Below are 12565 nucleotides of genomic sequence, written 5' to 3' on the forward strand. Positions count from 1 at the left end.
ACAGGAGCATACCGATGACACGATTACATGAGCTGTTTCCCAAGCCGCTGCTGCGGTCCAGCATGATTTCCACGACCGCCGCCGGCGCCATCGAGCAAGGCCGAGCGGACGAACGCCGCAGGCGCGGCGAAGACACGCTGGCCGCCATCACCGGCAGCGCGGGCCAAAGCGTGGTCGATGCGCTGCGCGACCTGTCGCCGGAGCTTGGCCACTGGATCGTCGATTTCGCCTATGGCGACGTGTTCTCGCGTCCCGCGCTGTCGCTGCCGACGCGCGAGCTGACCACGATTGCCGCCCTGACCGCGCTGGGCAATGCTCAGCCGCAGCTCAAGGTCCATATCGAGGGCGCGCTCAACGTCGGCTGCACGCCGGAGCAGATCGTCGAGGTCATCATCCAGATGGCCGTGTACGCGGGTTTTCCCAGCGCCCTGAACGGCATCAGCGCCGCACGCGAAGTGTTCGAGCGGCGCGGGGTTACAATCGCCGTCCATCCCTGAGCAGGCTTGCGCAATCCCATGACGTCCCACCTCAGCATCGACGAAGTTGCCAGGCGCACCGGCCTGACGGCGCACACGCTGCGCTATTACGAACGGATCGGACTGATCGCCCCGGTCAGCCGTGCCGGCGGCGGCCAGCGCCGCTATGCGCAGGCCGACCTGGCCTGGATCGACTTCCTGCTGCGCCTGCGCACCACCGGCATGCCGGTCAGGCAGATGCAGGCGTTTGCCAGCCTGCGCGCCGCCGGCGACGCCACGGTGGCCGACCGGCGCCAGCTGCTGGAAACGCATTTGCAGGACGTGCTCGCGCAAATCGCAGCGATGCAGCAGTCGGTGCAGGCGCTGGAGCAAAAGATCGGCTACTACCGGGCACTGGAGCGCGGCGCGCTACCCCGCTGACGCCAGCGACGCCAGGCGTACGCTCCACGCCACGTTGATAGCAAGCTGATCATTTGTGTTGGAGCTCGTACATACCTCGTTAAGTACAAACGTTATGGTGGTCCTGCGCTGATGAAACCGCATTCTGCAGTTTCCCGCCTTCTCCGGGATTTCGACATGACTAGAATTTTCAATATTACGGCTCTTGCGCTGGGCGCTGCCCTCTGCGCAGCGGCTTACGCAGCGCCATCTACCGTGCCGCCCAAAGCCGACGCACACATGCAAAAAGTGCTCGACGCCTTGGCATCGCTGGGTGGCAAGCCGATCGAAACCCTCACGCCCGAGGAAGCGCGCAAGCAACCAACGCCATCCGACGCCGTAAAAAAAGTTCTGACCGACATGGGCAAGAGCACCGCGCCCGAAGCAGGCGTATCGGTCAAGGACATGATGGTGAAGGGGCCGGCCGGCGATTTCCCGGTACACATCTACACGCCGGAAGGCAAGGGTCCGTTCCCGGTCATGGTGTACTACCACGGCGGCGGCTTCGTGATTGCCGATACGGCGGTCTACGACGCCTCGCCCCGCGCGCTGGCCAAGATGGCGAAAGCCATCATCGTCTCGGCCGATTACCACCGCGCGCCTGAGAACAAGTTTCCGGTAGCCCCGAATGATGCCTACGCTGCGTATCTGTGGACGTTGGAACACGCCAAGGAATTCAACGGCGACCCATCGCGTGTCGCCGTGGGCGGCGAGAGCGCCGGCGGCAATCTTGCAACCGTCGTCTCGATCATGGCGCGCGACAAGAAGGCGACGATGCCGGTACACCAGCTGTTGGTTTACCCGGTCGTTGATAACGACATGTCCCGCCCTTCCTACGTGCAAAACGCTGCGGCAAAGCCGCTTAACAAGCCGATGATGGAGTGGTTCTTCAAGCACTATGCTGCAGACCCGAGCAGCCCGATGGCACTACCACTGAAGCACGCCGACCTGAAAGGTTTGCCGGCAGCGACCATCGTCGCAGCGGAAATCGACCCCTTGATGTCCGAAGGTAAAGCCTACGCGGACGCCTTGAAAAAAGCTGGCGTGAAGGTCGATTACAAACTGTACAACGGTGTCACGCACGAGTTTTTCGGGATGGGCGCCGTGGTTCCAAAAGCAAAGGATGCGGAAAAATTCGCAGCTGACGCCCTGAGCAAGGCGTTTAAAAAGTAAGCTGATCAAGTAATAAGCCCCGCACATCGTTCCATGTGCGGGGCTTTGCGGCATGTCCGCGCTGGCGCGAATTGCCGCGAATTGCTGGTGCGTGTCAAACGTTGAACAGGAAGTTCAGCACATCGCCATCCTTGACCACGTATTCCTTGCCCTCGGCGCGCATCTTGCCCGCTTCCTTGGCGGCCGCTTCGCCCTTGTACTGGATGTAGTCGTCGTAGGCGATGGTCTGGGCGCGGATGAAGCCGCGTTCGAAGTCGGTGTGGATCACGCCGGCAGCCTGCGGGGCCGTGTCGCCGATGCGGATGGTCCAGGCGCGCACTTCCTTGACGCCGGCGGTGAAGTAGGTTTGCAGGCCCAGCAGGTTGTAGGCGGCGCGGATCAGGCGGTCGAGGCCGGGTTCTTCCATGCCCATGTCGGCCAGGAATTCGGCCTTGTCGGCGTCGTCGAGGTCGGCGATCTCGGCTTCGATCGAGGCGCAGATGGCAACGATCGGGGCGTTCTGGGTCTTGGCGTAGGCGGTCAGCTGGTCGAGCAGCGGGTTGTCGGTGAAGCCGCTGTCGGAGACGTTGGCCACGTACATGGCCGGCTTGGCGGTGATCAGGCACAGCGGCTTGATCAGGGCCATTTCATCGGCGTCCAGGCCCATGGCGCGCACCGGCTTGGCTTCATTCAGGTGCGGCACGATGCGCTCCATGATGGCCAGCAGCTTGGCGGCGTCCTTGTCTCCCGAGCGCGCTTTCTTGTTCTCGCGGTGGATCGCTTTTTCCACGGTACCCAGGTCGGCCAGCGCCAGCTCGGTCTGGATCACTTCGATATCGTCGAGCGGGCTGACCTTGCCGGCCACGTGGATCACGTTGTCATCCTCGAAGCAGCGCACCACGTTGACGATGGCGTCGGTCTCGCGGATGTGCGACAGGAACTGGTTGCCCAGGCCCTCGCCCTGCGAGGCGCCGGCCACCAGGCCCGCGATGTCGACGAACTCGACGATGGCGTTGACCATGCGTTCCGGCTTGACGATGTCGGCCAGGGCAGCCATGCGCGGATCCGGCACTTCGACCACGCCGACATTCGGCTCGATGGTGCAGAACGGATAGTTTTCAGCCGGGATGCCCGCTTTGGTCAGGGCGTTGAACAGGGTGGACTTGCCGACGTTAGGCAGGCCGACGATGCCGCATTGGAGACTCATGGAAAACCTTTAATAATCATAGCGCCGGCAAGCGGCTGGTGAAAAACGGCCTGAAGCGGCGTTTTTGAAGTTCAAGGGGTCTATTGTACCTCCCCCGCTTGCCGCGTTCAAAAAAACCGCACCCGCCGCACGGTAGAAGTCATGCCTTTCGGGAACAATTGCTTACATTTGATACGAAATCGAGGTCATACCGATCTATCGCCACCGCGTTATGGGTGTGTAAAGTATGCATGTTGGACAATCACTCAGGAAAGGTAAATCATGAACAACAATACTTCCAAATCGTCGCTGCATCCGATGGTGATGGCTGCCGCCGGCGCCGTCATTCTTGTCAGTGGCGTGGGCGTGGCCGCCATGATGGGCTGGTTGCCCTCTTCCAACGGCAAGAACGCCGACGTGCCGATGGCTGCCAACGTGCCGCCGGCGGTCGAACAGCAGGTGGCCTCGGCGCCGCCGGTGACCGCCCCGGTCGCCGCTCCGGTGCGCGAACGTGAACCCGTGCGCGAAGTGGTGCGTGAACCGGTCCGTGAGCCGGTTCGTGAAAAACCTGCCGTGGTCAAACATACGCCGGTCAAGGCCGCCCCTGCGGTCTGCAGCAGCTGCGGCGTGATCGAATCGATCACGTCGGCCGACCAGCGTGCCGAAGGCAGCGGCCTCGGTGCGGCCGGCGGCGCCCTGCTGGGCGGCTTGATCGGCAACCAGGTCGGCGGCGGCAATGGCCGCAAGCTGGCCACGGTGGCAGGCGCCATCGGCGGCGCAGTGGCCGGCAACCAGGTCGAAGGCCGCGTCAACGGCACCCGTACCTACACCATCGCCGTGCGCATGGAAGACGGCGCGGTCCGTAACGTGATCCAGAACGAGCAGCCGAACTGGCGTCAGGGCGACCGCGTACGCATCGTCAACGGCGTGCTGCGCGCGGACGGCTAACCGCCAGCCGATCCCGGTCGGCCACTGGCCGGCCGTTATTTGGCCGGCTGCATCACATTCATCACCGCCAGCGTCATGGCCCGCGCCGCCGTCTTGATCGACGGCTCGGGCACCGGCGCATAGTACGGCGAGTGGTTGAACGCAATCGGCTTGCCGCCCGGCTTGTCCGCTTCGGCCACCGCTTCCGGCGCATACACGCCGGTAAAGAAGAACATGGCCGGGATGCCGGCGTCGGCAAACTGCGAGAAGTCTTCGCTGGCCGTCATGGCCGGCATGCGCGACACCTTGTCGTTGCCGAACGCCTGTTTCAGCACACCTTCGGTACGGGTCACCAGTTTGTCGTCGTTGATGATGGCTGCGCCGCCCGGTATCAGTTCCACGTCCGGCGCCGGTGCATCGGCCATCGCTGCCGCGGCGAACGCCGTGCGGCGCACGCCGGCCAGCAGCTTTGCGCGCACTGGCGGCGTGTAGCTGCGGATGGTGCCGCGCACCTTGACGCTGTCGGGGATGATGTTGCCCACGCTGCCGCCGTTGATGGCGCCGATGGTGACCACGCCGAATTCCTTGGGATCTTTTTCGCGGCTGACGACGGTCTGCACATCGACCACGAAGCGGGCGGCGATCATCACCGGATCGACCGCCTTGTCGGGCGCCGAACCGTGGCCGCCGTGCCCCTTGAAGGTGATCTCGATGGCGTCCGAATTCGACGACACCGGCCCGCTGTTGTAGCCGATGGTGCCGTAGGCCAGCGGCCACGAATGCAGCGCGAACGCGTAATCGGGCTTGCCGAAGCGGGTGAACAGGCCGTCCGCAATCATGGCCTTGGCGCCGGCAACGATTTCTTCGGCCGGCTGGCCGACGAACATCAGCGTCCCGCGCCATTGCGATTTGAGCGCCACCAGCGTGCGCGCCGTGGCCAGCCACGCCGTCATGTGGACATCGTGGCCGCAGCTGTGGGCCACCATGGTGTCCTTGCCGTCGAGCTGGGCGTGGGCCTTGCTAGCATAGGCGACGCCCGATTTTTCTTCCATCGGCAAGCCGTCCATCTCGGTGCGCACCAGCACCGTGGGGCCGGGACCGTTCCGGTAAATGGCGACGATGCCGGTCTTGCCGACTTGTTCCGTCACCTGGAAACCGATGGCGCGCAGTTCGGCAGCGAGCTTGCCGGCCGTGCGCACTTCCTGGAACGCCAGCTCGGGGTGGGCGTGCAGATCCTTGTAGATGGCCTCGAGCTTCGGGTACATGGCATCAATGCCGGCAGCGACCGCGCCGGTGTCCTGGGCCATGGCTGGCAGGGTCAGCATAGAAGCGAACAGGGCGGCAAGCGGGCGGCGCGTCATCGGTAGTCCTTATCTGGAGAAAGATTTCTCCAGCATACCACTGCAGCGTCTCAGGCCGTATGCAACTTCATGGTGGCCGCCTCGAACTTGCCCTCGACGATGGCCGGCATCACCAGCAGCGACTTGTCGATGGCCTGCTCGATCAGGTCCTGGTCCTCGCGGCGAGGACGGTGCAGCACGAAGTCGGCCACCTGCTGCTGCAGGCTCAAGGTGCGCGGATGGCCGATGCCGAGGCGCAAGCGCCAGTAATCCTGGGTGCCGAGCGCTGCCGTGATGTCTTTGAGGCCATTGTGGCCGCCGGCCGAGCCGCCCTTTTTCAGGCGCGCGATGCCGGGCATCAGGTCCAGCTCGTCGTGCACGACCAGCACTTCGTCGGGATTGATCTTGAAGAAGCGGCACAGCCCGCCCACCGACTGGCCGGAGCGGTTCATATAGGTCTGCGGTTCGAGCAGATACACTTCCTGGCCGGCGATGATGGTCTTGGCCAGCAGCGCGTTGTACTTGGTTTCGCGGTGCAGCCGCGCGCCGCTGCTGTGGGCGAGGTTGTCCACCAGCCAGAAGCCGGCGTTATGGCGGGTTTGTTCGTATTCGGCGCCGGGGTTGCCGAGGCCGACGATAAGGCGGATGGGCATGGTCAAACTCTGGATCAGGTGAGGCGATTATCGCGCAAACGAAAAAAAACCCCGCCGGCGTGCAGCCTGGCAGGGTTTCTCATGACGCATGACGCGTCAACAATTACTTCTTAGGCTCTTCAGCAGCAGCTTCGTCGTCCGCAGCAACCTGGCCGGCCGGGATCGAAGCGGTAGCGACGGTCAGGTCGTTACCGTGGGTGACGGCGGTCACGCCCTTAGGCATGGTCAGGTCAGCCACGTGGACCGAGTTGCCCACTTCAACGTTGGACAGGTCAACGGTGATGAATTCTGGCAGGTCCGCTGGCAGGCATTCGATTTCGATTTCGTTCAGCACGTGGGTGATGACAGCGCCGCCCAGCTTGACGGCTGGCGAGGTCTCGGCGTTGACGAAGTGCAGTGCCACTTTCACGTGCAGTTTTTCCGACGCGGTCACGCGCTGGAAGTCAGCGTGCAGAACCAGCTGCTTGTATGCGTGCATCTGGAAGTCGCGCAGCAGTACTTTTTGTACTTTGCCGTCGATTTCCAGGTCGAGGATCGACGCGTGGAACGCTTCTTTTTTCAGCGCGTGGTACAGCGCGTTGTGGTCCAGTGCGATGGTCACTGGCGCTTCGGTACCGCCGTAGATGATGCCAGGGGTTTGGCCCGAATTGCGCAGGCGGCGGCTCGCTCCGGAACCTTGCAATTCGCGTTTGAATGCAACAACTTTCATGTGATACTCCAAAAATAACAGGGCTCGCGCCCCGTGTTATGAAGCCCCCGCGACCAGGGTGCTTCGAAAATGGGCGCCAGGCGCCCATGAAAAATCAGTCGATGAACAGCGAAATGACGGAGTCGCCCTTGATGATGCGCTTGAACGTCTCGGCCAGCAGCGGCGCGCACGTCAGTTGACGGATCTTGCCGCAGCTGCGCGCTGCTTCGGACAGCGGAATGGTGTCGGTGACGACCAGCTCATCGAGCGACGAGCTGGTGATGCGCTCGATTGCCGGACCGGACAGCACAGCGTGGGTGCAATACGCCACCACTTTCTTGGCGCCGCGCTCTTTCAATACTTCGGCAGCCTTGACCAGGGTGCCGGCGGTATCGACCATGTCGTCCATGATCACGCAGTTGCGGCCTTCGACTTCGCCGATGATGTTCATCACTTCGGACACGTTGGCTTTCGGGCGACGCTTGTCGATGATGGCCAGGTCGCAACCGAGGCGCTTGGCCAGCGCACGCGCACGCACCACGCCGCCGACGTCGGGCGACACCACCAGCAGGTCTTCGTTGTTCTTTTTCTGCAGGTCGCCCAGCAAAATCGGCGACGCGTAGATGTTATCGACCGGGATATCGAAGAAGCCCTGGATCTGGTCCGCGTGCAGGTCCATGATCAGCACGCGTTCGACGCCGGCTTTTTCCAGCATATTGGCCACCACCTTGGCCGAAATGGCCACGCGCGCCGACCGCGGACGGCGATCCTGGCGAGCGTAACCGAAGTAAGGAATGGCGGCGGTGATGCGACCAGCCGATGCCCGCTTGAGCGCATCGACCATCAGGATCAGTTCCATCAGGTTGTCGTTGGTCGGCTGGCAAGTCGATTGCAGCACGAAGACATCTTTACCACGGACGTTTTCGTTAATCTCGACCATGACTTCGCCGTCCGAGAATTTCGAAACATTGGCTTTGCCGAGTGGAATACCGAGATTTTTAGCGACTCCTTCTGCCAACGCAGGATTAGCGTTGCCGGTAAAAACCATCAGGTTTTCGTAAGCCATTGGGAGTCCCAGAGATAGTAGAAGAAATTTTGAAGATCGCCAGCGGAAATCCGTGTGGCGCTGTGTTAGCTGAATGCGGTGCAATGTCCACTGGGTGACGTGCACGGCATTTTTGTCCTACCCGGCCGGAGACGCAAGCCTCGACGGTTCCAGATAAAAACGAATGGCAGGGGAACAAGGATTCGAACCTTGGTATGCCGGAATCAAAATCCGGTGCCTTAACCAGCTTGGCGATTCCCCTACGCAACTTGCTACTTGTCGCTACAGGCCGATATTATACAGCCTTTTTCACGCCAAGCAAAATCTTTTTTCTCACTCACAACATGTCGATGATCGGATGCCGTTTGAGCGACCGCGCCTTCCAGACTTTCCACTTGCTCGGCGCTTGGTCAAGCACCGCATCGGCTTCAGTTTCGGTAGCCACCGCAGCAAACACACAAGCACCGGAACCAGTCATCCTGGCGTCACCGTAAGCGCCGAGCCATTCTACCGCTTCTGCTACGGGCGGGAACAGCGTCATTGCCACATGCTGTAAATCGTTTCTCCCGAAACCTGCTAAATCGTTTTGATTTTCGAGGTGCCTGGAAAAGTCCGTTATCTTAATGACCGGCGTGTCTCTTGTCAAATGTTCTGACGAAAAAATTGCAGGTGTCGGCACTTGCACCCCGGGCTCGATGACGATGTACCAACAATCGGGCGCCGCCACGGCCTGCAAATCCTCGCCCACGCCTTCGGCAAACGCGGTCTGCCCGAAGATGAAGAACGGGATGTCGGCGCCCAGCGGCAAGCCCAGCGCCATCAGCTGCCGGCGGCTCAACCCCGCCTGCCACAAGGCGTTCAAGGCCATCAGCGTGGTGGCTGCGTCCGACGAGCCGCCGCCGAGGCCGCCGCCCATGGGCAGGATCTTGTCGATCGCGATATCGACGCCGGGCGGCAAGGCGCCGGTGCGGCGCAGCACCTCGGCCTGCAACAGCCTGGCGGCGCGGATCACCAGGTCGCTCTCTTCGGGCACGCCGGCAAGGTCGGTCACGCGGCGCAGCACGTTATCGTCGCGCAACGTGAAATGCAGGGTGTCGCCATGATCGACCAGCTGGAACACCGTTTGCAGCAGGTGGTAACCGTCGGCGCGGCGGCCGGTCACGTGCAGGAACAGGTTGAGCTTGGCCGGGGCCGGGCAGTTCAGCAGCTGCTTCATGAGGCCGGCGCCGCAGGATCGAGCACGATGCGGAACGACAGCTCGTCGACCTGCTGGCCCAGCGTCAGGCGCGTGACGTCGATACGGCGCGGCTGCGGCACGGCAGCCGCTTCGTCCTGCCAGCCCAGGTATTCGATCTTCCAGCCGTCGCGGGTGACCACGGCGTCGTTGGCGGGCGAGGCCGTGAACGGCTTGCCGTCGGCATCGGTGGCATGGCCCTGCAGCCAGTCGCGCAGGCCGCCCACGGGCAGGGTCCAGCCCAGGGTCTGGCGCGTCAGGCTGTCGAGGTCGGGCGCCGTGCGCAGCGGCTGGCCGCTTTGCTGCAACGTGGCAGCGTGGTCGGTGACGCTGATGCGGGCCACGGTCTGGCCGGTCGGCGAATTGAGGCTGACATCGGTGCGCGACGGCGTCTGCTGCCAGTTGAAATTGCCGTTCATGGCTTCCTTCTTGCCGTCGCGGATAAAGCTGATGGCGATGCGGCCGTTGAATTCGACCGTGTCCTGGAAGGCGGCCACCGAGGCGGTCGAGCGCGGCGCGGACGCGCAGCCGGCCAGCAGCGACAGCGCGCCGGCCAAGGCCAGCACTGGAGCGGTGCGGCGGAAAAGCGAAACATTCATCATGGTGTCTGGTTGGCCCGATCGGTGGTCAGGCGCTGGTTGAGGCGCGCCAGCGTTTCTTTGAGCGCGTCGTTTTTCGGGTCTTTGGCATGGGCTTCCTGCCACAGTTTGCGGGCGCCGGCCACGTCGCCCCGGGCGAACAGCACTTCGCCCAGGTGCACGGCGATCTCGGGATCGCTGCGCACGGCGTAGGCGCGGCGCAGGTACGTTTCCGCCTGGTCCAGCTTACCCAGGCGGAATTGTACCCAACCCATGCTGTCCATGATGAACGGATCGCCAGGCGCGATCTCGAGCGCCTTCTCGACCAGCGCCAGCGCTTCGGGCAGGCGCTCGTTGCGCTCGGCCAGCGCGTAGCCGAGCGCATTGTAGGCGTGCTGGTTGTCGGGGGCGGCGATCATCACCTGGCGCAGCGCCGTTTCCATCAGTTCCATCTGCCCTACTTTTTCGGCGCCAAGCGCGTAGTCGTACAGCAGGTCGGGATTGTCGGGGAAACGCTTGACGGCTTTTTGCAGCACCATGAAGGCGGTGGTGGTGTCGCCGGCGTCGCGCAGCACCTGGGCGTCGGTCTGGAAGATCTGCGCCTGTTCGTCGGCGCCGCTGGCGGTCAGCTGCGCCAGCTCCTTGCGCGCGGCGTCGAGCTGGCCCTGGCGCGCGGTCAGCACCGCCCATTTCAGGCGCGCGGCAAAGTACATTTTTTCATCGCTGCGGTCGACCTTGTCGAGCCACTTGAGGGCGGCGTCGAGGTCGCCGCGCTGCTCGGCCAGTTGCGCCAGGATCAGCAGCACCTTGGACGGGTCGCGCTCGTCGTCGGGCTGCTGTTCCAGCACGCCGACGAAGCGGGTGAAATAGCTTTCGGCGCCGGCCAGGTCGTTGCTCTGCATGCCCATCACGCCCAGCGCGTACAGCGTGGCCAGGTTGTCGGGCTGGTCCTTGAGCAGCACCAGGAACTGCTGGCGCGCCGCCTCCGGCTGCTTGGCGTCGATCAGCACGCGGGCATACGCGGCGCGCGCCTCGCGCGCCTTCGGATGCCGGTCGAGGAAAGCACTGAGCACCTTGAGCGCGGTGTCGATGTCGCCGGACACCTGGGCCTGGGTCATGGCAGCGAGCTCGGAAGCCGGATCGATGGCGGCCGCCTTGTCGGCCTCTTCGCGGGCGCGCGCCATGTCCTTGAGCGCGAACGCGCCCTGCGCCAGGATCAGATGGCTTTCCACCATGGTGTCGTACGGCGCCAGCACGCGCTCCTGCACGGCAAATGCGGCGGCATGATCGGGAGCACGCAACAACAGCTGCTGCATCTGGAACATGGCCACAGCGCGCGCCGGCCCCTGGGCGCGGGCCAGCCGCCTGGCGAATATCGGCTCGACTTCGGTCAGCTCGTCGCCGACCACGGCAAAGCCGAGAAAATACTGGGCCGCTTCTTCCGAGTCCGGCGCCAGGGTGCGCCACAGGCGGATGGCGGACATGGCCTCGGGCCCCTGCTTGGCCACCAGCGCCATGTCGGCCGCGCGCTTGGCCAGGCGCGGATCGCGGGTTTGCTGGGCCAGCGCCATCATGGTCATGAACGGCCCCTGCCACTCGCCCTGCTTGAATTCCAGCTCGGCCTTGGTGATGCGGTACAGCATGTCGCTGGTCAACACATTGTCGGGCAGCGTTTCGCCGGCATCGACAGCGGCAGCGGTACCGGCCGGCGCACCGGCGCTGGCGGCAGCTGTACCGGCAGCGGCAGCAGCTGCTGGCGCGGCATCGGCCGCTGCCGGCGGCTGCACTGGCGGCCGGGTGGCGCACGCCGACAGCACGGCGGAGAGGGTTACAATGGCGAAAGCGTTTTTCAAGAGAACTTCCTGACGGGTGTAAGTGAGCGCTGGCAGAGGCCCGGGGGCACTGGGACGCTTCGATTTTACGCGCAAGCCGGGGCTTGTGGTTTTTGACTAGTGTAACCAAATATTGGAACCACGCAGTTTTCCCCATTCATGAGAGGTTGGCCCAGCAGATGCCAGAATTACCAGAAGTCGAAGTCACCCGGCGCGGCGTCGCGCCCCATATCGAAGGCCGCACCGTGCAGGACGTGGTGTTGCGCCGCGCCGGCCTGCGCTGGCCCTTCCCCGAGCAGCTGCAGCAACTGCTGGCCGGCCGCACCGTGCGCGGCACGGGCCGGCGCGGCAAATACCTGCTCGTCCATTTCGACCATGGCACGCTGATCATCCACCTCGGCATGTCCGGCCACCTGCGCGTGATGGCGTCCGGCATCGAACCGGAAAAGCACGACCACTTCGACCTGGTCGTGACCAGCCCTGAAGGCCCGCAGGTGCTGCGCATGAAGGATCCGCGCCGCTTCGGCGCCGTGCTGTGGCACGACGCTGCCGATGGCGCGCTCGAGCACCACGTGCTGCTGCGCGCGCTGGGCGTGGAGCCGCTCGAAGCAGGCTTTTCCGGCAAGCTGCTGTACGACCGCACGCGCGGCCGCAGCGCACCGGTCAAGCAGGTGCTGCTGGCCGGCGATATCGTGGTGGGCGTGGGCAATATCTACGCCTCGGAAAGCCTGTTCCGGGCCGGCATCAATCCGAAGACGCCCGCCGGGCGCATCAGCCTGGCCCGCTACGAGAAGCTGGCCCAGGCGATCCGCGAGATCCTGGCCGAAGCCATCATCCAGGGCGGCAGCACCTTGCGTGACTTTATCAGCGTCAATGGCCAGTCCGGCTACTTCCAGCAGACCTATTTCGTCTATGATCGGGCAGGTGTGCCGTGCAAGGTGTGTGCGGCGCCGGTACGCCAGATCAAGCAGGGCCAGCGCTCCACGTTCTATTGCATTAATTGTCAAAAATAGTTG

At 63.6% G+C, this 12565-nt stretch carries 13 protein-coding genes and 1 tRNA gene; 5 read left to right on the forward strand and 9 right to left on the reverse strand.

Features of this window, described 5'->3' with window-relative positions; genetic code table 11:
- Positions 1-62 precede the first annotated feature (62 nt).
- From ASF61_RS02945 to ASF61_RS02955, 3 genes are all read left to right on the forward strand, one after another.
- The gene (locus ASF61_RS02945; protein WP_056151258.1) at positions 63-497 is read left to right on the forward strand and encodes a carboxymuconolactone decarboxylase family protein; all 435 of its coding nucleotides are present in this window, start codon (positions 63-65) and stop codon (positions 495-497) included.
- A gap of 18 nt (positions 498-515) precedes the next feature.
- Positions 516-896, forward strand: coding sequence for a MerR family transcriptional regulator (locus ASF61_RS02950; RefSeq protein WP_056151259.1), 381 nt, complete (start codon positions 516-518; stop codon positions 894-896).
- A 156-nt stretch (positions 897-1052) separates the two neighbouring features.
- Entirely contained in the window at positions 1053-2087 is a 1035-nt protein-coding gene (locus ASF61_RS02955) for an alpha/beta hydrolase (RefSeq protein ID WP_229205682.1), read from the forward strand.
- Between the two features lie 94 nt (positions 2088-2181).
- On the opposite strand, the gene ychF is transcribed toward ASF61_RS02955, so the two are convergent.
- Positions 2182-3273 (reverse strand): redox-regulated ATPase YchF, encoded by a 1092-nt coding sequence (gene ychF, locus ASF61_RS02960; protein WP_056150922.1) that lies wholly within the window; start codon positions 3271-3273, stop codon positions 2182-2184.
- A gap of 261 nt (positions 3274-3534) precedes the next feature.
- Between ychF and ASF61_RS02965 the strand changes: the two genes are divergently transcribed.
- The gene (locus ASF61_RS02965; protein WP_056150924.1) at positions 3535-4200 is read left to right on the forward strand and encodes a glycine zipper 2TM domain-containing protein; all 666 of its coding nucleotides are present in this window, start codon (positions 3535-3537) and stop codon (positions 4198-4200) included.
- 35 nt (positions 4201-4235) lie between these two features.
- Here ASF61_RS02965 and ASF61_RS02970 read toward each other — a convergent pair whose 3' ends face one another.
- The 8 genes from ASF61_RS02970 to ASF61_RS03005 form a co-directional block, all read right to left on the reverse strand.
- Positions 4236-5540, reverse strand: a complete 1305-nt coding sequence (locus ASF61_RS02970) for an amidohydrolase (RefSeq protein ID WP_056150926.1) — start codon at positions 5538-5540, stop codon at positions 4236-4238.
- Positions 5541-5590: 50 nt separating this feature from the next.
- Positions 5591-6172 (reverse strand): aminoacyl-tRNA hydrolase, encoded by a 582-nt coding sequence (pth, locus tag ASF61_RS02975; protein WP_056151261.1) that lies wholly within the window; start codon positions 6170-6172, stop codon positions 5591-5593.
- A 103-nt stretch (positions 6173-6275) separates the two neighbouring features.
- Positions 6276-6881 (reverse strand): 50S ribosomal protein L25/general stress protein Ctc, encoded by a 606-nt coding sequence (locus ASF61_RS02980; RefSeq protein WP_056150928.1) that lies wholly within the window; start codon positions 6879-6881, stop codon positions 6276-6278.
- Between the two features lie 94 nt (positions 6882-6975).
- Positions 6976-7926 (reverse strand): ribose-phosphate pyrophosphokinase, encoded by a 951-nt coding sequence (locus tag ASF61_RS02985; RefSeq protein ID WP_056150929.1) that lies wholly within the window; start codon positions 7924-7926, stop codon positions 6976-6978.
- 164 nt (positions 7927-8090) lie between these two features.
- Positions 8091-8167: transfer RNA gene (locus tag ASF61_RS02990), tRNA-Gln, on the reverse strand.
- A 75-nt stretch (positions 8168-8242) separates the two neighbouring features.
- Positions 8243-9121, reverse strand: coding sequence for a 4-(cytidine 5'-diphospho)-2-C-methyl-D-erythritol kinase (gene ispE / locus ASF61_RS02995; RefSeq protein WP_056150931.1), 879 nt, complete (start codon positions 9119-9121; stop codon positions 8243-8245).
- Entirely contained in the window at positions 9118-9741 is a 624-nt protein-coding gene (gene lolB / locus ASF61_RS03000; protein ID WP_229205683.1) for a lipoprotein insertase outer membrane protein LolB, read from the reverse strand. The genes ispE and lolB overlap by 4 nt, the downstream gene beginning before the upstream one ends.
- Positions 9738-11570, reverse strand: a complete 1833-nt coding sequence (locus tag ASF61_RS03005) for a tetratricopeptide repeat protein (protein ID WP_056150935.1) — start codon at positions 11568-11570, stop codon at positions 9738-9740. Before ASF61_RS03005 ends, lolB begins: the two co-directional genes overlap by 4 nt.
- A gap of 158 nt (positions 11571-11728) precedes the next feature.
- Here ASF61_RS03005 and mutM point away from each other — a divergent pair, with 158 nt between their 5' ends.
- Positions 11729-12562 (forward strand): bifunctional DNA-formamidopyrimidine glycosylase/DNA-(apurinic or apyrimidinic site) lyase, encoded by an 834-nt coding sequence (gene mutM / locus ASF61_RS03010; protein WP_056151263.1) that lies wholly within the window; start codon positions 11729-11731, stop codon positions 12560-12562.
- The last annotated feature ends 3 nt before the right edge of the window (positions 12563-12565 follow it).

The organism is Duganella sp. Leaf126 (assembly GCF_001423125.1).
GTDB lineage: Bacteria > Pseudomonadota > Gammaproteobacteria > Burkholderiales > Burkholderiaceae_D > Rugamonas.

Coding starts and splice junctions, on each gene's coding strand:
- ASF61_RS02955 (WP_229205682.1), top strand. CDS start 1,053: ATGACTAGAATTTTCAATATTACGGCTCTTGCGCTGGGCGCTGCCCTC.
- ASF61_RS02965 (WP_056150924.1), top strand. CDS start 3,535: ATGAACAACAATACTTCCAAATCGTCGCTGCATCCGATGGTGATGGCT.
- ASF61_RS02985 (WP_056150929.1), bottom strand. CDS start 7,926: ATGGCTTACGAAAACCTGATGGTTTTTACCGGCAACGCTAATCCTGCG.
- mutM (WP_056151263.1), top strand. CDS start 11,729: ATGCCAGAATTACCAGAAGTCGAAGTCACCCGGCGCGGCGTCGCGCCC.
- lolB (WP_229205683.1), bottom strand. CDS start 9,741: ATGATGAATGTTTCGCTTTTCCGCCGCACCGCTCCAGTGCTGGCCTTG.
- ASF61_RS02970 (WP_056150926.1), bottom strand. CDS start 5,540: ATGACGCGCCGCCCGCTTGCCGCCCTGTTCGCTTCTATGCTGACCCTG.
- ASF61_RS02980 (WP_056150928.1), bottom strand. CDS start 6,881: ATGAAAGTTGTTGCATTCAAACGCGAATTGCAAGGTTCCGGAGCGAGC.
- ASF61_RS02945 (WP_056151258.1), top strand. CDS start 63: ATGATTTCCACGACCGCCGCCGGCGCCATCGAGCAAGGCCGAGCGGAC.
- ASF61_RS02950 (WP_056151259.1), top strand. CDS start 516: ATGACGTCCCACCTCAGCATCGACGAAGTTGCCAGGCGCACCGGCCTG.
- ychF (WP_056150922.1), bottom strand. CDS start 3,273: ATGAGTCTCCAATGCGGCATCGTCGGCCTGCCTAACGTCGGCAAGTCC.
- ispE (WP_056150931.1), bottom strand. CDS start 9,121: ATGAAGCAGCTGCTGAACTGCCCGGCCCCGGCCAAGCTCAACCTGTTC.
- pth (WP_056151261.1), bottom strand. CDS start 6,172: ATGCCCATCCGCCTTATCGTCGGCCTCGGCAACCCCGGCGCCGAATAC.